The 21,435-nt window shown below is 66.6% G+C and carries 18 protein-coding genes and 4 pseudogenes; 8 read left to right on the top strand and 14 right to left on the bottom strand.

The genetic code is table 11. The annotated features are described in order from the left end of the window. Positions 1–93 precede the first annotated feature (93 nt). Positions 94–942, top strand: coding sequence for an LLM class F420-dependent oxidoreductase (locus ACRDU5_RS17915; protein WP_526616030.1), 849 nt, complete (start codon positions 94–96; stop codon positions 940–942). Here ACRDU5_RS17915 and ACRDU5_RS17910 read toward each other — a convergent pair. The 5 genes from ACRDU5_RS17910 to sucC all read right to left on the bottom strand — a co-directional run bounded on the left by ACRDU5_RS17910 (position 939) and on the right by sucC (position 5,748). Then, positions 939–1,484: a TetR family transcriptional regulator gene (locus tag ACRDU5_RS17910; RefSeq protein WP_526616029.1), complete on the bottom strand. Its 546-nt coding sequence runs from the start codon at positions 1,482–1,484 to the stop codon at positions 939–941. The genes ACRDU5_RS17915 and ACRDU5_RS17910 overlap by 4 nt on opposite strands. Then, the gene (locus ACRDU5_RS17905; protein ID WP_526616028.1) at positions 1,468–1,914 is read right to left on the bottom strand and encodes an SRPBCC family protein; all 447 of its coding nucleotides are present in this window, start codon (positions 1,912–1,914) and stop codon (positions 1,468–1,470) included. The genes ACRDU5_RS17910 and ACRDU5_RS17905 overlap by 17 nt, the downstream gene beginning before the upstream one ends. A 21-nt stretch (positions 1,915–1,935) precedes the next feature. Further along, entirely contained in the window at positions 1,936–3,465 is a 1,530-nt protein-coding gene (locus ACRDU5_RS17900) for an acetyl-CoA acetyltransferase (protein WP_526616027.1), read from the bottom strand. Positions 3,466–3,661: 196 nt separating this feature from the next. Then, on the bottom strand, positions 3,662–4,561 hold the full coding sequence (sucD, locus tag ACRDU5_RS17895) for a succinate--CoA ligase subunit alpha (RefSeq protein ID WP_526616026.1): 900 nt from the start codon (positions 4,559–4,561) through the stop codon (positions 3,662–3,664). Positions 4,562–4,581: 20 nt separating this feature from the next. Further along, the gene (gene sucC, locus ACRDU5_RS17890) at positions 4,582–5,748 is read right to left on the bottom strand and encodes an ADP-forming succinate--CoA ligase subunit beta (RefSeq protein ID WP_526616025.1); all 1,167 of its coding nucleotides are present in this window, start codon (positions 5,746–5,748) and stop codon (positions 4,582–4,584) included. Between the two features lie 239 nt (positions 5,749–5,987). Here sucC and ACRDU5_RS17885 point away from each other — a divergent pair. Both ACRDU5_RS17885 and ACRDU5_RS17880 read left to right on the top strand, forming a co-directional pair. After that, a pseudogene (locus ACRDU5_RS17885) lies at positions 5,988–7,056 on the top strand (M23 family metallopeptidase); the annotation flags it as partial. Positions 7,057–7,059: 3 nt separating this feature from the next. Beyond that, positions 7,060–7,686: a hypothetical protein gene (locus ACRDU5_RS17880; RefSeq protein ID WP_526616064.1), complete on the top strand. Its 627-nt coding sequence runs from the start codon at positions 7,060–7,062 to the stop codon at positions 7,684–7,686. On the opposite strand, the gene pcrA is transcribed toward ACRDU5_RS17880, so the two are convergent. After that, a complete protein-coding gene (pcrA, locus tag ACRDU5_RS17875) occupies positions 7,683–10,022 on the bottom strand; it encodes a DNA helicase PcrA (protein WP_526616024.1) in 2,340 nt (779 codons plus the stop codon). The two genes, ACRDU5_RS17880 and pcrA, sit on opposite strands and share 4 nt — an antisense overlap. 224 nt (positions 10,023–10,246) lie before the next feature. Between pcrA and ACRDU5_RS17870 the strand changes: the two genes are divergently transcribed. After that, positions 10,247–10,558 carry a chorismate mutase gene (locus ACRDU5_RS17870; protein ID WP_526616023.1) on the top strand — a complete coding sequence of 104 codons (312 nt, stop codon included), beginning with the start codon at positions 10,247–10,249 and terminating at the stop codon, positions 10,556–10,558. 79 nt (positions 10,559–10,637) lie between these two features. Here ACRDU5_RS17870 and ACRDU5_RS17865 read toward each other — a convergent pair whose 3' ends face one another. Both ACRDU5_RS17865 and ACRDU5_RS17860 read right to left on the bottom strand, forming a co-directional pair. Continuing rightward, positions 10,638–12,629, bottom strand: coding sequence for an SGNH/GDSL hydrolase family protein (locus ACRDU5_RS17865; protein WP_526616022.1), 1,992 nt, complete (start codon positions 12,627–12,629; stop codon positions 10,638–10,640). 80 nt (positions 12,630–12,709) lie between these two features. Next, complete coding sequence (locus tag ACRDU5_RS17860; protein WP_526616021.1) at positions 12,710–14,158, bottom strand: NAD-dependent succinate-semialdehyde dehydrogenase; 1,449 nt, start codon at positions 14,156–14,158, stop codon at positions 12,710–12,712. A gap of 47 nt (positions 14,159–14,205) precedes the next feature. Between ACRDU5_RS17860 and pgi the strand changes: the two genes are divergently transcribed. Further along, entirely contained in the window at positions 14,206–15,882 is a 1,677-nt protein-coding gene (pgi, locus tag ACRDU5_RS17855) for a glucose-6-phosphate isomerase (protein WP_526616020.1), read from the top strand. A gap of 33 nt (positions 15,883–15,915) precedes the next feature. On the opposite strand, the gene ACRDU5_RS17850 is transcribed toward pgi, so the two are convergent. From ACRDU5_RS17850 to ACRDU5_RS17830, 5 genes and pseudogenes are all read right to left on the bottom strand, one after another. Next, on the bottom strand, positions 15,916–16,233 hold the full coding sequence (locus tag ACRDU5_RS17850) for a hypothetical protein (RefSeq protein ID WP_526616019.1): 318 nt from the start codon (positions 16,231–16,233) through the stop codon (positions 15,916–15,918). A 46-nt stretch (positions 16,234–16,279) separates the two neighbouring features. Continuing rightward, on the bottom strand, positions 16,280–17,029 hold the full coding sequence (locus tag ACRDU5_RS17845; protein WP_526616018.1) for an SDR family oxidoreductase: 750 nt from the start codon (positions 17,027–17,029) through the stop codon (positions 16,280–16,282). Positions 17,030–17,042: 13 nt separating this feature from the next. Next, positions 17,043–17,501 carry a zinc finger domain-containing protein gene (locus ACRDU5_RS17840; protein WP_526616063.1) on the bottom strand — a complete coding sequence of 153 codons (459 nt, stop codon included), beginning with the start codon at positions 17,499–17,501 and terminating at the stop codon, positions 17,043–17,045. Between the two features lie 162 nt (positions 17,502–17,663). After that, positions 17,664–17,906: pseudogene (locus tag ACRDU5_RS17835) on the bottom strand (DNA-formamidopyrimidine glycosylase family protein); the annotation flags it as partial. 16 nt (positions 17,907–17,922) lie between these two features. Continuing rightward, a complete protein-coding gene (locus ACRDU5_RS17830) occupies positions 17,923–18,324 on the bottom strand; it encodes a phage holin family protein (protein WP_526616016.1) in 402 nt (133 codons plus the stop codon). Between the two features lie 33 nt (positions 18,325–18,357). On the opposite strand from ACRDU5_RS17830, the pseudogene ACRDU5_RS17825 reads away from it, so the two are divergent. Continuing rightward, a pseudogene (locus tag ACRDU5_RS17825) lies at positions 18,358–18,871 on the top strand (nucleoside deaminase). Here ACRDU5_RS17825 and cobF read toward each other — a convergent pair. Beyond that, positions 18,843–19,577 (bottom strand): annotated as a pseudogene (gene cobF, locus ACRDU5_RS17820) (precorrin-6A synthase (deacetylating)); the annotation flags it as partial. The pseudogenes ACRDU5_RS17825 and cobF sit on opposite strands and share 29 nt — an antisense overlap. A 136-nt stretch (positions 19,578–19,713) precedes the next feature. Between cobF and ACRDU5_RS17815 the strand changes: the two are divergent. After that, complete coding sequence (locus ACRDU5_RS17815) at positions 19,714–20,622, top strand: diiron oxygenase (RefSeq protein ID WP_526616014.1); 909 nt, start codon at positions 19,714–19,716, stop codon at positions 20,620–20,622. Positions 20,623–20,648: 26 nt separating this feature from the next. Then, complete coding sequence (locus ACRDU5_RS17810; protein WP_526616012.1) at positions 20,649–21,416, top strand: DUF4873 domain-containing protein; 768 nt, start codon at positions 20,649–20,651, stop codon at positions 21,414–21,416. Positions 21,417–21,435: the final 19 nt, after the last annotated feature.

The raw sequence follows: 21,435 nt of genomic DNA, 5'->3' as shown, positions 1-21,435 counted from the left end.
GCGTCATCCGCGAGGGCCAAATAACCAACCCCAGCAGCCCCCAGCCGGCGGCCCGCTTGCGGTGGCGGACTGAAACACGTTCTAATTCTGGGCATGGACTACGGGCTCGTGCTTTTCACCAGTGACCGCGGCATCACCCCGGCGGCCGCTGCCAAGCTCGCCGACGAGCACGGTTTCCACACGTTCTACGTGCCCGAGCACACGCACATCCCGGTCAAGCGGGAGGCCGCGCACCCGACCACCGGCGACGAGTCGCTGCCCGACGACCGCTACATGCGCACGCTGGATCCGTGGGTCAGCCTCGGCACCGCCGCGGCGGTGACGTCGCGGGTGCGGCTGTCGACGGCGGTGGCGCTGCCGGTCGAGCACGACCCGATCACGCTGGCGAAGTCGATCGCCACGCTGGATCATCTGTCCGGCGGCCGGGTCAGCCTGGGCGTCGGATTCGGTTGGAACACTGACGAACTCGCCGATCACAACGTGCCGCCCGGGCGGCGGCGCACCATGCTGCGGGAGTACCTGGAGGCCATGCGGGCGTTGTGGACCGAGGAGGAAGCGTCCTTTGAGGGCGAGTTCGTCAACTTCGGGCCCAGCTGGGCGTGGCCCAAGCCGGTGCAGGCCCACATCCCGGTGCTGGTCGGGGCGGCGGGCACCGAGAAGAACTTCAAGTGGATCGCCCGGTCGGCCGACGGCTGGATCACCACCCCGCGCGACTTCGACATCGACGAACCGGTGAAGCTGCTGCAGGACACCTGGGCGGCCGCGGGCCGCGACGGCGCACCGCAGATCGTGGCGCTGGACTTCAAGCCCGACCCCGAGAAATTGGCCCGCTGGGCCGAACTCGGTGTCACCGAGGTGCTGTTCGGGTTGCCCGATCGCGACGAAGACCAGATCGCCGGCTACGTGGAACGGCTCGCGGGCAAGCTGACCGCCCTGGTCTAGGCGGCCCGTCGGAGCAGATCGACGAACGTCTGAGCGGCCGCATCGACGCCTGCTTCGTCGTCGGTGGCCACCAGATCGAGCAACAGACCGCGGGCTACCGCCAGCCCGAGGCGCACCAGCGCCGGTTCGCTCGAACCGTCGGTGACTGCGTCCACTTCGGTAAGCCAGGAATCGACGGCACCCGGCACCATGCGGTTGAACGGCTGCTCGCCCTGCGCCCCGCGGGCATAGCACTCGAAGAAGAGCCGCTCGAACGGGCGCAATTCGGGCCGACGAAGGTCCGCCCACATGGCAGCCATCCCGTCCGCCGGCTCGGTGAAACCGTCTGGAAGTAAGGCCATTTGGCGGTGCTCCACCTCCTCGACGATCGCCAGCAGCATTTCGTTGCGGGACCCGAAGTGGTGCAGCAGCATGCGGTGGCTGGTGCCGACCGCATCGGCGACTTCGCGCAGCGAGCGGTCACCGATGCCGCCGTCGGCGAATTCCTTGATGAGGGCGTCGAGCAGCTGCTGGCGCCGCTCGACGTCAGGTGGCCGAGCCATCAATGCGTCGCGACTGCTCGCTGCGCGCCTTCAGCCCCTGCGCCTCGAGCTCAAGATAGCGCTTGGTCATCCCGCGCATGAGCAGGCCGACCAGCCCACCGACCGGACCCTGCTGGTCGATCTGCTGGCGGACGAGCGTGCGGTCACCTGACTCGGGGACGATCTCGTGACGCGCGAAGGTCCGGCCACCGATGGAGCGCTGCTCCCATGTCCAGGAGGCGCCCGGAACGACGTCGGTGACCTCCCACACCAGCCGGGGCATGCGGGGCTGTTTGATCTCGAACCGCTTTCCGACGGCGATGCCGGGCCCGTCCAGGCCGCAGAGGCGGGTAACCGATGCAGTCCACTCCGGCCACCGCTCGACGTCGCTGAAGACATCCCACACCAGGGACGCCGGTGCATCGATCTCGATGGAGCTGTCAGTAATCATGTACCAAATGGTACACGAACTCTAGGCCAGCGCGGCGCGGTTTCCGTTCTCCGTTGACCGGACCACGATCGGTGCGCCGAGCGGATCGCCGTCGGACATCAGCCCGACGAGGCCCTCGTCCTCGGTGGTGGCCAGGAACCGGGAGCCGTCCGCGTCGAGCCGGCCGGCGATGACACCGGTACGCACCGGCCAGTCGTAGTGCACGGAGTAGGTTTCGACGGTCGCGGGACCGTCGGCCTTCTTCGTCACGGCCGCCTTCGGCAGATTGGCGATTTCGGCGTTGAGTTCAACGCTGCGATCGGTCCGCCAGTCCGCGGGCAGGGTGGAGTAAACGCCCGCCGAGTACTTGCTCATGATGCCGCCGTTGGCGCCGACGAAACCGAATCGCCCTGGCTTGTCGCGCATCTCGTTGACGGTCTCGGCGATGCCGTGCAGCGAGTAGCTGTTGCCCGGTCCGCCGAAATAGGGCAGCCCGCCGGTGAGGGTCAAGCCGCGGGGGTCGTCGCCGTCGATGCCGAGCGCCTCGCAGATGACGAAGACCGGGAACGGGAAGCAGCTGTACAGATCGAAGGTGGCGATGTCGTCGACACCAATTCCGGCCACCCGCAACGCTTCCTGAGCGGCCAGCACCGAGGCGGGACTGGCACCGAGGTCTTCGCGTTCCAGCAGCGGCTGTTCGACCATGTCGGCGTGGCCGTGCACATAAACCCACTTGTCCTCGGGCACACCGAGACGGCGAGCGGCGTCGACGGACATCAGCACGGCGGCCGCGCCCTGGTTCACCTGGTCGCGGGCCACCAACAGCCGTGGATAGGGGTCGCAGATCATCCGGTTGTCGTCGGTGACGGTCAAGATCTCCGACACCGAACGCTCAACGGGGGACGACGAAAGCGGGTTCTTGGCAGCGACTTTCGAGAGCGGGGCGAACAGCTCGGCCATCTTCTGGCGGTAGTCGGCCACGCTGCGGCCGAGCCGGGCGCGACGGGCGTTCTCCAGCAACCCGTACTGAACCGGCGCATTGGTCAGGCCGTGCGCGATGGTGTACTCGTCGATGTAGGTGAAAAGCTGATGACCGCGATCCTCGAGCTGCCCGTCGACCTGCTCGGTGAAGTCCGGCTTGTCGTCCCGGTCGGCGAAATGCCGGGCCGTCGACCCGGGCTCGGATCCGATGATCATCGCGACATCGACCTCGCCCGCCGCGATCGCACCGCCGAACTCCGTGACGAGCTTCTGCGGCCCCTGCCCGCCGACGGGTTCGACTACTGCGCGGGACGGGTCCGCGCCCAGCCTTCGCAGCACCGACCGGGGATAGTTGTTCGACCTGCCCAACTTCGCCGGTATCGGCCCGGAGATCTCGAACTGCCGCAGGCCGACGACCACATCGACGGCGTTGGCGACGGCATCGGTGTCGGAACCGGTGTCGGTCAATGCGGCCCCGGCCGCCGCGGTGGCCAGCTCCACCGCCGACATGCCCCGGTAGCCGGGGTCGTCGATGTTTTCGGTGAACTGGCCCACGCCGACGATCACGGGAATGCGCGGATCAACCGCCATCTCTGTCCTTCCGCGAGCGTGCGTAGTCTGCAGGCCGACACGCCGCAATTCGTGTGCAAACTCGCACGCTCGTGGGCGGCGACCGTGCGCCATTTACTTCGCCAGGCTAATCGATCGCCATTTGGGGCATGCCGCCGGGGTATTCGCAACGCGAACACGGCAGAACCGCACGCTCGCGGGGAGAGGTGACCCAGAGCTACTGGTTCTGCAGGATCTCCCGGGCCAGCGCGGCGGTCTCCGACGGTGTCTTGCCGACCTTGACGCCGGCGGCCTCGAGGGCGTCCTTCTTGGCGGCCGCGGTGCCCGACGAACCCGACACGATGGCGCCGGCGTGGCCCATCGTCTTTCCCTCCGGCGCAGTGAAACCGGCGACGTAGCCGACGACCGGTTTGGACACGTTGGCCTTGATGTAGTCGGCCGCGCGCTCCTCGGCGTCGCCGCCGATCTCGCCGATCATCACGATGACCTTGGTGTCGGGGTCCTTCTCGAACGCCTCGATCGCGTCGATGTGGGTGGTTCCCACTACCGGGTCACCACCGATACCGATCGACGTGGAGAAGCCAAAGTCGTTGAGCTCGAACATCATCTGATAGGTCAGTGTGCCGGATTTCGACACCAGACCGATCGGACCCGGGCCTGTGATGTTCGCCGGTGTGATGCCGGCCAGCGCCTCTCCCGGAGTGATGATGCCCGGACAGTTCGGGCCGATGATCCGGGTCTTACCCTTCGTGACGTTGTAAGCCCACGCATATGCTGTGTCCTGCACCGGAATTCCCTCGGTGATCACCACGAGCAACGGGATCTCGGCGTCGATCGCCTCGATCATCGCGTCCTTGGCGAACTTCGGCGGCACGAACCCCACCGACACATTCGCGCCGGTCTCCTTCATCGCCTCGGCGACCGTGCCGAAAACGGGCAACTCGATGTCGTTGCCATCTTCATCTTTATGACTGACGGTGGTGCCGGCCTTGCGCGCGTTGACACCGCCGACCAACTGGGTGCCGGCCTTGAGCATCCGCGCGGTGTGCCTTGTCGCCTCCGCGCCGGTGATGCCCTGAACGATGACTTTCGAATCCTTGTTCAGAAAAATCGACATGTCTTGTGGTCCTTTGAATCTCAGGCGTTCGCGGCTAGTTCGGCGGCCTTGTCGGCGGCTGCGTCCATCGTGCCAACCTCGGTCACCAGCGGATGGTTGGCCTCGGCCAGGATGCGGCGGCCCTCCTCGACATTGTTGCCGTCAAGCCTGACGACCAGCTGCTTGGTTGCAGCGTCACCGAGAATCTTCAGCGCGTTGACGATTCCGTTCGCCACCTCGTCGCAGGCGGTGATGCCGCCGAAGACGTTGACGAACACGCTCTTGACCTGCTCGTCGCCCAGAACCACGTCGAGACCGGCCGCCATGATCTCGGCGTTCGCGCCGCCGCCGATGTCGAGGAAGTTGGCCGGCTTTACGCCGCCGTGCTTCTCACCGGCATAGGCGACCACGTCCAGCGTCGACATCACCAGGCCGGCACCGTTGCCGATGATGCCGACCTCGCCGTCGAGCTTCACGTAGTTGAGGTCGTGCTCCTTGGCCTTGAGCTCGAGCGGATCGGTGGCATCGCGGTCCTCGAACTGCGCGTGGTCGGGATGGCGGAAGTCGGCGTTGCCGTCCAGCGTGACCTTGCCGTCCAGCGCCAATATCTGCTCGTCGGGAGTGCGCACCAGCGGGTTGACCTCGACCAGCGTGGCGTCCTCGGCGACGAACATCTCCCACAACTTCAGGATCGTCACCGCCGCGGCGTCGAGCACCTCGGCGGGCAGGTGGCCCTGCTCGGCGATCGAGCGGGCAAACGCCAGGTCTACGCCCTTGACGGCGTCGACGGGCACCTTGGCCAGCCGCTCCGGCTTCGTCGCCGCGACCTCTTCGATCTCCATACCGCCCTCGACCGAGCACATCGCCAAGTAGGTCCGGTTGGCGCGATCGAGCAGGAAGGACATGTAGTACTCCTCGGCGATGTCGCTGGCCTCGGACACCAGGAGCTTCTTCACGATGTGGCCCTTGATGTCAAGACCGAGGATGTTCTGAGCGTGGGTGAACGCGTCATCGGGCGTGGCCGCGTACTTCACGCCACCGGCCTTACCGCGTCCACCCGTCTTGACCTGGGCCTTCACCATCACCGGCTTGCCGATTTCCTCGGCAATCGCCTTTGCGTCCTCGGCGGCGGTGGTCACCCGACCCGGCGTGGTGGGCACGTTGTGCTTGGCGAACAGCTCCTTCGCCTGATACTCGAAAAGATCCATGGACTCACTGTCTCGTTGACTTTGATGTTTGCACCCGACGCTCGGGGGAACTTTATCCACACCAGCCGAAGCGGTCGGCACCGCCTACCACTCAAGTGGCGGATCTCACCGCCGGATGACAGTGATACACGTCACAATCACCGACGGAATACTCCCACGGGTTGCCAGCAACATTGGGATTTGGTTAACGTCTCCTGGTCTAGATAACGTTCTGGTCACGACTAGAAGGATATTTCAGGTTGGCGGGGCATCGTTCGTGGAGTTCTCCTGGCGGAGACAAACGGAACGCTCGCAACCGGTGGCTCGATCCTGAAGCCGCCGAAATCACCGACATCATCCCGTTCAACGAGTTCGGGAACCTCGATGACCTGGAGTTTCACGACCACACCGCGTTCGACCGGGAGTGCCAGGTCATCCACGCGCCCGAGCTCGATGACATGGCCGACACCGACGACCTGATCCCGCTGCGGTTGGTGGTGCCGTCCAAGTTCCGGCCCGATGCGCGCGATGAGCGCCGGTCGTCGTACGCCTACCGCGACAGCAATACCGACGTCAGCGATGGCATGGCGGCCACCGACGTCATCGACTTGACTGCGCGGCGTGGCCTGCATCGCAAGCTGGACGCCGCGGGCGCCGTCAAGGGGCGGTTGATGATCGCGGCGATGGCCGCCGGCGCGACGGCGGCCGCCGCGCACTCGGTGATGAACACCGCCGACACCCCGACCTCGGACACCATCCTTGCCGCCGGTCAGTCGACCAGCGCCGGCGGCGCGATTACCGGTTCGGTGGACGGAATGCAGGTCGTCGCCGTGGCATCGACCACCAACACGGCCGTGCACGCCGAGGAGATCACCAAGGCCGCCGCCTTCGCCCAGGAGCGGGCCGAGCGCGAGGCCCGGCTGCAGCGGCCGTTGTTCGTGATGCCGACCAGGGGCGCGTACACCTCCGGCTTCGGGTACCGCTGGGGTGTGCTGCACGGCGGCATCGACATCGCCAATTCCATCGGCACCCCGATCGTCGCCGCCGCCGACGGTGTCGTGATCGACGCCGGGCCCACCGCGGGCTACGGCATGTGGGTCAAGCTGCGGCACTCCGACGGCTCCGTGACGCTGTACGGCCACGTCAACACCACTACGGTCAACATCGGCGAGCGCGTTTGGGCCGGCGACCAAATCGCCACGATGGGCAACCGCGGCAACTCCACCGGGCCGCACCTGCACTTCGAGGTCCTGATGAACGGCACCGACCGGGTCGACCCGGTCGGGTGGCTGGGCAAGCGCGGCATCAGCGCCAGGTAACTACGCTGGCTGTGTGAGTGATCCAGCTCCGCCTGACCCGTCCGATGATCCGTCTTCCGATCGTCAGCGGATAATCCGGCGGAACCCCAGCGGCCCGATCCCCGCTGCCGAGGGCGAGCCGCAGACCAGCATCATCCGGCGTCATCCCACCGGCCCGATTCCCGAGGCCGACGAAAGCCGCACCGGCCTCATCCGTTCCGAAGCGGAGTCCCAAACCAGCTATATTCCGCGGGCCAGGCCGGTGGCGATCGCCCCGTCTGGCGACCGAGCGGCCAGCCCGAAGACGGCGGTCGCGACCGCGGTGGTGACCACCCTCAGCGGCTGGACCACCGCGCTGATCGCCACCGATCTGATCACCGGGTGGTGGGCTTCCGACCGGCTGTTCTGCGTGGCGGTCGGATTTCTCACCGGCGTGTTCGCCGCCGCCACGGTCGGCGGGCTGATCGCGCTGCTGCTCCGCCGCCGGATCGGGCGATGGCTGATCGTGGTGGGCTCGGTGATCGGGCTGATGATCTTCGCGAGCCTGTTCGTCGCCGGCGCCACGCTGCAACCGGTGGTGTACGCGATCCCGGCGCTGCCGGTGGCGAGCATCCTGCTCGCGATGCTGCCGGCCACCAAGCGGTGGGGCAATCAGGGTTAGAGCTTTTGCACCGGCGCGTGGTTGTGCATCAGCTTGACCCGCCCGGAGCTGCCGAAGTCGATGAGTGACATCGCCGACTCACCGACGCCCGAGACCTCCTCGACCCGTCCAACGCCGTACTTGTCGTGGTTGACCCGGTCGCCGGGCTCGAGCACCAGCAGCGGGCGCTTCCCGGCCGAGGATCGGGCCGGCGACGGCCGCGGCGTCCCGAACCGGCCGGCCCCGCTCACCGGGGCGGATAGCGACGGTGTCGGGTCGGTGCGGCGCCAATCGATGAGCTCCTGCGGAATCTCGCGCAGGAACCGGGATTCGGGGTTGAGCATCGGCTGACCCCACGACGAGCGGACCTTGGCCCGGCTCACGTAGAGCCGCTGTCGCGCGCGGGTGATGCCGACGTAGGCCAGCCGTCGCTCCTCAGACAATTCGGTCGGATCGCCGAGCGCGCGCATGTGCGGGAACATGCCGTCCTCCCAGCCGGTCACAAACACCACCGGAAACTCCAGACCCTTGGCGGTGTGCAGCGTCATCAACGTCACCACACCGGCGCCCTGCTCGGGTAACTCGTCGGCGTCGGCGACCAAAGAAACCCGCTCCAGAAAGGCCGCCAGCACACCGGTATCCGGGACATCTTCGTCGTCGGGCGCGTCCAGATCCTCAGCCAGCGCCTCCGCGTTGGCCAGGTCAGTGCTGAATTCGTGTGCGACGCTGACCAATTCGTTCAAGTTGTCCAGACGCGCGAGATCCTGCGGGTCGCGGGAGGCCTCCAGCTCCGCACGGTATCCCGAGCGGTCCAGCACCGCCTCGACCAGCTCACCCAGCTCGTCGTCGAGGCGGCCCCGCAGATCGTCGAGCAGCTCGACGAAACTCGCGATCGCCTTCTCCGAGCGGGTGTTGAGCATCGGCACCTTGCCGTCGGCGGCGGCCTGCAGCGCGTCGTTGAAGCTGGCGCCGGTGTTCTCGGCGTAGACGGCAACGCACGCCTCCGCCCGGTCGCCGATGCCGCGACGCGGGGTGTTCAGGATGCGCCGCATGCTCACCGCGTCTCCGGGGTTGTCCAGCACCCGCAAGTAGGCGACGATGTCACGAATCTCCTTGCGTTCGTAAAACCGAACGCCGCCAACGACTTTGTATGGTATGCCGGCCCGGATAAACACCTCTTCGAGGGCCCGCGACGAGTTGTTGGTGCGGTAGAACACCGCGACGTCGCTGTAGGTGATCTCGCCGCGGTCGGCGAGCGCGTCGATCTCCTCCGCGACGAACCGGGCCTCGTCATGTTCGTTGTCGGCGACGTAGCCGACGATGAGCTCGCCTTCGCCGGCGTCGGTCCACAGCCGCTTCTCGCGCCGCCCGCTGTTGCGGGCGATTACCGAGTTGGCCGCCGACAGGATGTTCTGCGTCGACCGGTAGTTCTGTTCCAGCAGAATGGTTTTCGCGTTCGGGAAGTCGCGTTCGAAGTCTTCGATGTTGCGGATGGTCGCCCCGCGGAAGGCGTAGATCGACTGGTCGGCATCGCCCACCACACACAGTTCGGCAGGTGCGACACCGGCTTCATCGTCTTGTAAGGCAGCCGTACCGACCAGCTCGCGTACCAGCACGTACTGGGCGTGGTTGGTGTCCTGGTATTCATCGACCAGAATGTGCCGGAACCGCCGCCGGTAGTACTGCGCGATCTGCGGTAAGGCTTGCAGCACAGCGACTGTCTCGCCGATCAGGTCGTCGAAGTCCAGCGCGTTGGCCACACGCAGCCGGCGCTGATACTCCGCGTACACCTCGGCGATGATGTGGACCAGGTCCTCGGTCGCGTTTTCCGCGTCGGCGCCCGCCTGCTCGGGCCCGATCAGCTCGTTCTTGAGGTTGGAGATGCCGTTGGCCAGCAGACGCGGCGAGTACCGCCTGGTGTCCAGGCCCATGTCCTTGCCGATCATCAGCAGCAGCCGCCGCGAGTCGTCGGCGTCGTAGATGGAGAAGTTGGAATTCAGCCCGGGCAGCAGCGAGGCCTGGTTGCGCAGGATGCGCACGCAGCTGGAGTGAAACGTCGACACCCACATGGAGAACCCAGCCCGGGCTCCGATTAGTTTCCCCACCCGCTCGCGCATCTCGGAGGCCGCCTTGTTGGTGAACGTGATGGCCAGCACCTGCCCGACGCCGACGTCGCGGGCGGCCAGCAGATAGGCGACCCGCCGGGTCAGCACGGCCGTTTTGCCCGAGCCAGCGCCCGCAACGATCAGCAACGGCGAGCCCTCATGCAGCACCGCTTGTCGCTGTTGGGGGTTGAGCCCGTCGAGAAGCTGGTCCGCCGGGGAGTCGGCGGGGGGATGGGTTACGTGCACGCTCATGTCTGTCCCAACTTACCGTTGGGAAAGGACACCGCGGCCGAGCCGCGCAGATAGGCCCTTTGCGCTGGCGGCATCCCAGATGGCACACTTATTTGGTGCTCAACAGGCAGCATCGATTTTTCTACGGGTACCGGCCAGCGGTGCCCGTGGTCTAGCTGCTTCCCAGAGCCCCGCGGTCCGCTTCCGGATCCGGGGCTCGTCTCTTGTGTGAGGCCCGATACCGGATGAGACCAGATCCCCCACACAACGAGAATTCGGAGAATCCCATGACCATCGAAGCCGAAACCGAGCAGGTCGGCGACATCGACGATCTGCGCCAGGAGATCGACCGGCTCGACGCCGAGATCCTGGCCGCGGTCAAGCGCCGCACCGAGGTATCCCGGCTCATCGGAAAGGCGCGGATGGCGTCCGGCGGCACCCGGCTAGTGCACAGCCGGGAGATGAAGGTCATCGAGCGCTACAGCGAGCTCGGTCCCGAGGGCAAAGACCTCGCGATGTTGCTGCTGCGCCTCGGCCGCGGCCGCCTCGGCCACTAACCCACCCGTCGCGGTTGGCGATTTCGGCGTGAATTCCCGCGCTGAGCGCAGGTAATCACGCCGAAATCGCTACTTATCGCTACTTGCGGAGGGCGTCGGTGAGCCAGGGCGTCAACCACTTCACGGCTTCCGGGGTGGGGTGAAGACCGTCGCTGCGCATTCTTATGCTGTCGACCTTGGTGGTGTAGCCGCCGTCGGGACCCAACTTCTTATTGAGGTCGAGCACGCTGGCGTTCGGATGTCGTTCAACGACGCGGCGCAGCAAGGCGTTCCAGTCGTCGACGCGATCCGGTTCATCCTCTGGATAGAGCGACCCGTCCGGCTGCTCGCCCCGTCGGTTGTAGGGCGCGGTCGTCATCACCACATGCGCACCGGTCGAGCCGAGAATGTCCAGCGCCCGTTGGAGTTCACCCCTGAGGTAGCCGTCGAAGGCCGGATCGCCGACACGCGTCCAGTGCCCTTCGTTTACCCGATCGACAGTCTCCCAGCGGCCGATGATCAGCAGCACGGTATCGGGCCGGTCGTGGTTGATCCGCTGGGTCCACCTGCTCGGCCAGGTATCGCATTCGGGTTTCTGGGTGATGGTCTGCCCGGTGGACCGATAGGGACCGCCGCGCGCGATGCCACACCCGATGGTGGTGTAGTTGATGAAGCTGAACCCGGGTGTCGGCGGCAGGTACCGCATCATGGTCCACGCCATCGAGTCACCGAAAACCGCAACCGTGCGCGTCCCCGGCGCCCGCTGCGCGAGACCCGACGAGGATCCCACCACCACCGGTACCTCCGGGCCGGTCGCCGCCGCGGGGATCACATCGGCCGGTTTGGTTCCGACCGGGATGACGAGCATCGTCACCGCGGCCGCCGTCCCCACCGTGGCGCCGGCCAGCGGCAGCAACGGGACATGCACCGGCCGCCACCGTCGGATGGGCTGTTCGAGCAGCCACCACGACGCCGCGGCGATCGCGACCGTCGCCGCCACCCGGACCGCGAAGAGCGGCAGGCCGGTCCAACCGGTGCGTTGTCCGTTCAGCACATGGAAGATCGGCCAGTGCCAGAGGTAGACACCGTAGGAGATCGCGCCGAGCCACACGAGCGGCCGCCAGGCCAGCACGCGAGCCACCGGCCCGCGCTGGGCCAACGCCACCGGCGCCACCACCAGCACGGCCGCGACTGCAACCACGATCAGCAGTCCAGCGCGAAATTCCCGCGCGCTGCCCGTCGCGTAGTGGGCCGCGGCAGCCAAAACCGCCAGACCGACCAGCGGCAGCAGGTTGGCGACCCATCGGACCCAGCGCGCCCGAATAGCCGTCCCGTAGCGGGTCAACGACGACCAGTCCGGCACCAGCAGGGCTGACGCCGCCGCACCCACCAGCAGCGCCTGCACCCGGGTGTCGGTGCCGAAGTAGACGCGGTTCAGCGTCGCGTCGGAGGCGAGCACCATCGCCGCGGTCGCCGAGGCCAGCACACCGGCGACGGCCAACACGAAAACGGCCAACCGGACGGTGCGCAGCGTCGGCCACGCCCGCCGGCGCCGGGCAACGGCGGACAGCAGCACGGCGAGCGCGGCCAGCAGCAGCGGCCAGACCAGGTAGTACTGCTCCTCCACCGCGAGTGACCAGGTGTGCTGCAACGGCGAAGGAGTGCCGCCCCGGGTGAAGTAGTCGGTCTGGTGGAACACGAAGGCCCAGTTGGCAACCCAGAAGAAGGCGGCGACGGCGTCGTCCCGCAACGCGCTGATGGCATCGGGCGGAAACAGCTCGCGGAACAGCACCACCGCCAACACCATCACGATCAATGCGGGCAGCAGCCGGCGGGCGCGCCGGATCCAGAACCCGGGCAGATCGATCCGGCCGCTACGCCCGAGCTCGTCGAGCAGCAGCGAGGTGATCAGGAATCCGCTCAGCACGAAGAACACGTCGACGCCGATGAATCCCCCGGCCACACCGGGGATGCCGCCGTGGTCGGCGAGCACGAGGCCGACGGCCAGAGCCCGAATGCCGTCCAGCGCGGCAATGGCTCTCGGCGCGCTTCGGCGCGTTGCGGGCGGAGCGACCCATCGGTCCGCAGTCACCGCCGAAATCTTGCCTGCGCGAGCTGACGCTAAATCGCATTAGCGACGGCGTGTCGCGTGCGTGTCCGCGTCTGCTCGGCCTACTTGGTGAGCGCTATGTACTTGGTTTCGAGGTACTCCTCGATGCCTTCGGTGCCGCCTTCGCGCCCGAAGCCGGAGTGTTTGACCCCGCCGAACGGCGCTGCCGGATCCGAGATCACGCCCCGGTTGACGCCGACCATGCCGGACTCGATCGACTCGGCGACCCGCAGCGCGCGGTCCAGCGAGCGGGTGTAGATGTAGGCGGCCAGGCCGTACTCGGTGTCGTTGGCGGCCGCCACCCCCTCCTCCTCGGTGTCGAAGCCGGTGATCGGCGCGACGGGGCCGAATACCTCCTCCTTCAGGATGCGGGCATCGGCGGGCACATCGGCCAGCACCGTCGCGGGATAGAAGTTCCCGGGTCCGCCCGGTGCGACGCCGCCGACGGCCACCGTGGCGCCGCGCGACACCGCGTCGGACACCAGGTCCTCCACGGTGGCCACCTGCTTGGAGTTGATCAGCGGGCCCAATGTCGCCGACGAGTCCAGGCCCTTGCCCAGGGTGAACTCGCTCATCCGCTTCACCAGCTTCTCGGTGAACTCCTCGCGCACCGAATTGCCGACGTGGAACCGGTTGGCGGCGGTGCAGGCCTCCCCGCCGTTGCGCATTTTTGCCAGCACCGCGCCGTCGACGGCGGCGTCCACGTCGGCGTCGTCGAACACCACGAACGGCGCGTTGCCGCCCAGTTCCATCGACAGCCGCAGCAGCTTGTCGGACCCCTGCTTGGCCAGCGCCTTGCCGACGCCGGTGGAGCCGGTGAAGGTCAGCTTGCGCAGCCGCCCGTCGTCGATCAGCGCGGTGGTCACGTCGCCGGGGTTGTTGGTCGGCAACACCGAGAGCACGCCCTTGGGCAGGCCCGCCTCGTCCATCAGCTTGGCCAGCAGCAGCATCGTCAACGGTGTCTCCTGGGCCGGCTTGACGATCATCGTGCAGCCCGCCGCCACCGCCGGGCCGATCTTGCGGGTGCCCATCGCCAGCGGGAAGTTCCACGGGGTGATCGCGTAGCACGGCCCGACGGGCTGCTTGGTCACCACGATGCGGCCGTTGCCGGCGGGGCTCGGGGTGTAGCGGCCGCCGATGCGCACCGCCTCCTCGGCGAACCAGCGGAAAAACTCTGCGCCGTAACGCACTTCGCCCGTGCTCTCGGGTAGCACCTTGCCCATCTCCAGCGTCATCAACGTTGCGATGTCTTCGGCGCGATCGGTGATCTTCTCGAACACCGATCGCAACACCTCACCGCGTTCCCGTGGCGGGGTGGCGGCCCAGTCGGGTTGCGCGCCGGCGGCCACATCCAGCGCGGTGATCGCATCGTCGGGGGTGGCATTGGCGACGGTGGTCAGAACCTGGTCGTCGGACGGGTCGAGCACGTTGAACGTCGACGATCCGGCGCGCTCCTCACCGCCGATCCAGAGTCCGGTGGGCACTGACGCGAGCAGCTTGGCGGTATCCATAGTTCCCTCTTACACCCTTGGCCAATTCGCCGCATTAGGGTCGAGGAATGACCGCCGACACGCAGCAGATCCGCGATATCCCCGATATCACTGCCACTCCGGCGTGGCAGGCCCTACAGCGGCATCATAAGCAGATCCGCGACAAACACCTGCGGGAATTCTTCACCGAAGACCCCGATCGCGGCGCCGAACTAGCCTTGACGGTCGGCGACCTGTACATCGACTACAGCAAGCACAGGGTCACCCGGGAGACGTTGCAACTGTTGGTCGATCTGGCCCGCACCGCGCGCCTCGAGCAGCAGCGCGATGCGATGTTCTCCGGGGTGCACATCAACACCTCGGAGGGCCGCGCGGTGCTGCACACGGCGCTGCGCCAGCCTCGGGGCGTCGAACTGGCCGTCGACGGCCGCGGCGTGGTGGCCGACGTGCACGAGGTGCTGGACCGGATGGGCGAATTCACCGACCGGCTGCGCAGCGGCGAGTGGACCGGCGCGACCGGCGAGCGGATCACCACCGTGGTCAACATCGGCATCGGTGGCTCCGACCTGGGGCCGGTGATGGTGTACAAGGCCCTGCGGCATTACGCCGACGCGGGCATCTCGTGCCGGTTCGTGTCCAATGTCGATCCCGCCGACCTGGTGGCGAACCTGGACGGACTTGACCCCGCCACCACGCTTTTCATCGTCGCCTCCAAGACGTTCTCCACGCTGGAGACCCTGACCAATGCGACCGGAGCCCGGCGCTGGCTCACCGATGCGCTCGGTGACGCCGCGGTGTCCAAGCATTTCGTCGCGGTGTCCACCAATAAGAAGCTGGTCGACGACTTCGGCATCAACACCGACAACATGTTCGGCTTCTGGGACTGGGTGGGCGGCCGCTACTCGGTGGATTCGGCGATCGGCCTGTCCGTGATGGCGGCCATCGGCAAAGAACGGTTCGCCGAACTCCTGGCCGGCTTCCACATTGTCGACGAGCACTTCAAGACCGCGCCGCTGGAGGCCAATGCGCCGGTGATGCTTGGGCTGCTTGGCATCTGGTACAACAACTTCTTCGGCGCCGAGACCAAGGCGGTGCTGCCGTACTCCAACGACATGGCCCGCTTCCCGGCATATCTGCAGCAGCTGACGATGGAGTCCAATGGCAAGTCGGTGAAGGCCGACGGCACACCGGTGACCGTCGATACCGGCGAAATCTATTGGGGTGAACCGGGAACCAACGGCCAGCACGCGTTCTACCAACTGCTGCACCAGGGCACCCGGCTGGTGCCTGCGGATTTCATCGGCTTCAGCGAGCCCATCGACGACCTGCCGACGGCCGACGGCAAGGGCAGCATGCACGACCTGTTGATGAGCAATTTCTTCGCCCAGACGCAGGTGCTTGCGTTCGGCAAGACGTCGGAGGAGATCGCCGCCGAGGGCACGCCACCCGAGGTGGTGCCGCACAAGGTGATGCCCGGCAACCGGCCGACCACCAGCATGCTGGCCACCAAGCTGACCCCGTCGTCACTCGGCCAGCTGATCGCACTCTACGAGCACCAGGTGTTTTCCGAGGGCGTCATCTGGGGCATCGACTCGTTCGATCAGTGGGGCGTCGAACTGGGCAAGACGCAGGCCAAGGCGCTGCTACCGGTCATCACCGGCGACGGTTCACCGCCGGAGCAGTCGGACACCTCGACCGACGCACTGGTGCGGCGTTACCGCACCCAGCGCGGTCGCGTCGTCTGATTTCGGGCTACGGCCGCGGCTCGTGGCTTCGGGCTAGGGGGCCGGGATGGTGGCGCAGCCCACGTTGGGGAGGCAGCCGCTGGCACCGCCACGGTCGGCCGAGCCGACCGGGCCAAACGGGATGCCGCCGGTGGCACCGTCTCGCCAAGCTGTACCGCCCGGACCCCCAGGAATGGCGCCGCTAGCGCCACCAGGTCCGGCGTGTCCGAGGCTTGCGCACGGAGTGCCGTCAGCATTGAAGCAGGGCGGCGGAGGCGGTGGGTTACCGGAGGCAATCGGGGCTACGGCGATCGCAGCTGCCGCAGCGCCGGCGAATAGCAATGGCGTGATTTTCGTCAGTTTTGCGATCATGAAATAGTCCTACCACGATCGCGGGCTGCTTAAACCTCAAGAGCGTCTAAGCAAACGGCTTGGTCAGCCGCGGCGGCAGCACCTTGAGCAGCTGAACCAGCGGTGCCCACGGCCACCACGGGACGGCGGCACGGCCGGTTTCCCGCTCGATCGCGTTGACCATGGCCTTGGTGCCGGTCTCATTGTCGGCGAGCAGCATCGTCGAGGCCGACCTGGCGGTCATCTCCGACTCGATGTAGCCGGGCTCGAGCACCGTCACCTTGATGGGTCCGTTGGGGTACTCGGCGCGCAGCGATTCGCCCAGCGACGACACCCCGGCCTTGCTGGCGGCATAGGCGGCCTTGGTGCCGGGCACGCCCCTGTTGCCGAGCACCGACGAGATCAGCACCAGGTGCCCGCCGCCGGTGTTGTTGAACATCTCGATCGCGGTTTCGATCTGCACCAGCGCGGCGACCAGGTTGGTTTCGATGGTCTGCTTGTTGGCGTACAGCTTGCCGGAGCCCAGCGGGGCGCCCTTGCCGATTCCGGCGTTGACGATGACGCGGTCGATGCCGCCCAGCTGGTCCTCCAGTTCGGCGAACACCTTCGGCACCTGTTCGTGATCGTTGACGTCGAGAACGGCCACGGCGACGGTGATGCCGGGATGCCGCTCGGTCAGTTCGGCCTTGAGCTCGTCGAGCCGCTCAATGCGGCGGGCGCACAACGCCAGGTCACGGCCCTTGGCGGCGAATGCGCGGGCCATGCCGGCGCCCAGGCCTGAGCTGGCACCGGTGATCAAGATCTTCTGCCGAGTCATCGGCACAGCGTATCTATTTGAGCAGACGGGACAGCCGCCGGTCCGCCAGCACCTTGCCGCCGGTCTGGCAGGTCGGGCAGTACTGGAACGACTTGTCGGCAAACGACACCTCACGCACGGAGTCTCCGCATACCGGGCACGGCAGGCCGGTGCGGGCATGCACCCGCAGCCCGGAACGCTTCTCGCCCTTGAGCGTGGCAGCCTGCTGGCCGACCGAGCGGGACACCGCGTCGGTGAGCACCGAAATCATCGCGTCGTGCAGCGCCGTCAGCTGTGCGTCGGTCAGCTTGCCCGCGGTGGCGAACGGCGACAGCTGGGCCACATGCAGGATTTCGTCGCTGTAGGCGTTACCGATCCCGGCGATCACCTTCTGGTCGGTTATGACGGTCTTGATCCGGCCGCTCTGCCCGGCCAGCACGCCGGCCAGGCCGTCGGGCGTCAGCTCCAGCGCGTCCGGCCCGAGCGCGGCGATACCCGGGACCGTCGCAGGGTCGTCGACCAACCAGACCGCCAGCCGCTTCTGGGTGCCGGCCTCGGTGAGGTCGAATCCCGGTGCGGCACCGGGAGTTCCGAGATGCACACGCAGCGCGACGGGGCCCTTGCCGGGCTTGAGCGGTGCGGCCGCCAGCTGATCGGACCAGCGCAGCCAGCCGGCGCGGGACAGGTGCGTGATCAGGTGCAGGTCCCCCGCCCGCAGGCCGAGGTACTTGCCCCACCGGTTGGCCCCGGTCACGGTCTGGCCGTGCAGCGCGTTGATCGGCGGGTCGAACGTCTTCAGTACGGACAGTGCGGACACGTCGATACGTCCGACGGTGAGGCCGACGGCTTGACGATGCAGGTGGTCGGCGAGCGCCTCGACCTCGGGCAGTTCGGGCATGGCTCCAGTGTGCCCGTCAACTGCGGGTGACGCGGGTGGTGTCGCGGAGCACCAGCGACAGCAACCAGCTCACGATCGACAGCACGATCGCCGCCCAGATCGCGGTCCACCAGAAGTCGTCGATATACAGACCCCAGTGGGTGGTGTGCTCGGTGATCCAGGAGGTGATCCAGAGCATCAGCGCATTGATCACGATGTGGATCAGACCGAGGGTCAGGATGTAAAGCGGGATCGAGATGATCTGCACGATCGGCTTGATGATCGCGTTGACGAGCCCGAAGATCACCGCGACGACGAAGATGATCCCGATCTCCTGCAATCTCGAGTTGTAGCCGACGAAGCTGATGCCGTCCACCACTAGGGTGACCACCCACAGGGCGAACCCGGTCAACGCTGCGCGCAACAGAAACGACACCATGGGGCTGATCCTGCCATGGCTAGACTTCGAGTTGTGGACTTCGCGCAGCGGACAATTGACCTCGCTCGCAAGAACGTGGCAGCGGGTGGTCGGCCATTCGCGACGGTGATTGTCAAGGACGGCGAGATCCTCGCCGAAAGTGCCAACCAAGTTTCGCAGACCCATGATCCGACCGCCCACGCGGAAATCCTCGCGATTCGGCAGGCGTGCACGACGCTGGGCACGGAGCACCTCGTCGGCACGACGATCTATGTTCTCGCCCACCCCTGCCCGATGTGCCTCGGCTCGCTCTACTACTGCTCACCCGACGAGGTCGTCTTCTTGACCACCCGTGACGACTACCAGCCCTACTACGTCGACGACCGAAAGTACTTCGAAATCAACACTTTCTATGACGAATTCGCCAAGGACTGGGATCAGCGTCGGCTGCCTATGCGCTACCAACCGCTAGACGCCGCAGTTGAGGTGTACCGATTCTGGAACGAGCGCAACGGCGGCCAACGGCACGTCACCTAACGCGCCGACCGCAGCAGGTAGGTGTCCATGATCCAGCCGTGCCGGGCCCTGGCCGCCGCCCGCATCTTCGCGATCTGCTCGCCGACCTCGCCGACCGTGCCGGCCACCAGCAGCTCATCCGACGTGCCCAGGTAGGCGCCCCACCAGATGCGGGTCGCCGGTGGACAGGACAAGAATGCGCAGTCAGCGTCGAGCATCACCACGGCGCTGCCGGTGAATCCGTCCGCGGCCAGCCGCCGTCCCGTGGTGATCAGCACGGGCTCGCCAATGTCGTTCAGCGGTATGCGATGACGAGCCGTCAGCGCCTGGATTGCGGTGATCCCCGGTATCACGTCGTAGTCGATGTTTACGTGCTCGGCGACCGCATCGAGGATTCTCAGCGTGCTGTCGTAGAGCGCCGGGTCTCCCCACGCCAGGAATGCGCCGACGCCGTCGGGCCCGAGCTCGCGGCTGATCGCGTCGGCCCAGACCCGCGCCCGCGCGGCGTGCCAGTCGGTGACGGCCTGCCGGTATTCGGCGTCCTTGGCGCGGGGCGGGTCGGGGAGCTCGACGAACCGGTAGCCGGGTGTGCGGATGAACCGTTCGCAGATATCCCGGCGCAGCGCCACCAGCTCGCTCTTCGCCTCGCCCTTGTCCATTGCGAAGAACACCTGGGTGTCGTTGAGCGCCGCGACCGCCTCGGCCGTCACATGGCCGGGATCGCCCGCCCCGATACCGATGACGTGGATCAACCGCACCTCCGCAGGGTAGCCGGAGACTCGGCCATCGCCGCAGGCAGAGCGGCGATCCGCAAAGTATGCGGTACCGCGGGTATTGACAACTTTCGCCCGGCCTCCTTACCTTTGATGCACAGCGTCTACAGAGGAGACGACTATGACCGCCTCGATGAGGCAGCCAGGAATCAGCCGCGAGGAATTCTCGGAGCGGTTGCTTAAGGGCTCCGTCAAGAAGTCCTACCTGCCTGTCGTCGACATCGACTGGGATGCTCCCCTGGACCCGGACAAGTTCTTCCTGCCGCCGAGGACCGTTTCGCTGTACGGCACGGCGATTTGGGACGAGATGACCCGTGAGCAACGGATCGAGCTGTCCCGACAGGAGTTCGTCAACACGCTGTCGGCGGGCATCTGGTTCGAGAACATCCTCAACCAGGCACTGCTGCGCAAGATGATGCATCAGGATCCGACCGCGCGCGCCACGCACTACGAGCTGACCGAGCTCGGCGACGAAACCCGGCACATGATCATGTTCGGCAAGGCGATCGAACATGTCGGGGCGAAGCCGGTGCAGCCGCGGCTGTACCAGCGGATGTTCATCAATGGCTTGCCCTGGGTTTTCAGGGGATCGGTGCTCTGGGTCGCCGCCCTCATCGGTGAGGAGATCTTCGACTCCCTACAGCGGCAAATGATGGACGATCCCGAACTGCAGCCAATGGTGCAGCGGCTCATGCGCATTCACGTCACCGAGGAGGCGCGTCACATCCAGTTCGCCCGCGATGGGCTGCGCAAACGGGCGCCGAATCTGCGACGGCTCAACAGATTGTGGGTGTCCAACCTCAACGGCGCTGGCGGGTTGTTCTTCCGGTACCTGTTCACCAACAAGGTGCCGTACTACCGGATCGGACTCGACGCCCGTGAGGCACGCCGCGTCGCCCGCCGCAGCCCGCACCGCCGCGAGGTCCAGGTAGCGGGCTTCGCCCCGCTGGCGGCCTTCCTCGAGGAGGTGGGCCTGATGGGCCCGATCGCGCGCAGGATGTGGCGACGGACCGGCTTCTTGCCGCGATGACCGAAGACTGCTGCGACGTTATCGTCGTGGGTGTCCCGCGCGCCGAAAAAGCGTTTACCGCAGCCGGTATCACCAATTTCGCGATCCTGCACGGCGGTGACAAGCTCGGGGCATCGTTCGACGAATCGACCCACACCTGGACGCTGCGCACCGAAAGTGGCCAGAGCTACCGCGGGCGGGTCGTGGTGTCCGACCAAACCCGCGGCGGCGACGACCTAGTCCCCTACCTCGGGGTGGCCGTCCACGGCGCCCCTAACTACTTCACTGTCACCGGAGCCCAACCCGTCGCCCAGGCACGGCTGCGCTATATCGCCGAGTTACTGAAACTCATGAAGAACAGAGGCAGCACGCGCATCGAGGTAAGGCGCAGCACTCAGCGACTGTTCCACGACCGCAGCCGCGCCAAACCGGATAACCCGAACGCCTCCTACTGGCGCCGAATGCGAAACCTGGCGCCGTCGGCCTACGACCTGAGCTCCCACATTGGTGTCGAGGACGAGGTATACGACGGCCGCGCCACCCTCCGCATCGGCGACGACGAACATCTGGCGCGGGTGCGGCTGTCGGGCCACCTCGATCCCATTGACGGCCAATACCACTGGCAGGGGATGGTTTTCGAGGTGCTCCTCGACGAGGCGCTGAAGCGATCGCAGCCGGTTACGCTGCGGGTCGGCGATCGCTCCGCCGAGGCCAGGATCACCGAGCGCACACCGCAGGGAAGTTATTCGGTGGTCGGCGTGGGCGCGCCGCCATTCGCCCTTGACGACTCCGATGCCGCCATACCCAGTCGGTAGTGCATGACGTCACGGGACA

The sequence above is a fragment of the Mycobacterium sp. genome, assembly GCF_050701515.1.
Lineage (GTDB): Bacteria > Actinomycetota > Actinomycetes > Mycobacteriales > Mycobacteriaceae > Mycobacterium.
The sequence above is the reverse complement of the archived record's forward strand: the minus strand, read 5'-3'. Positions and strand labels throughout refer to the sequence as shown.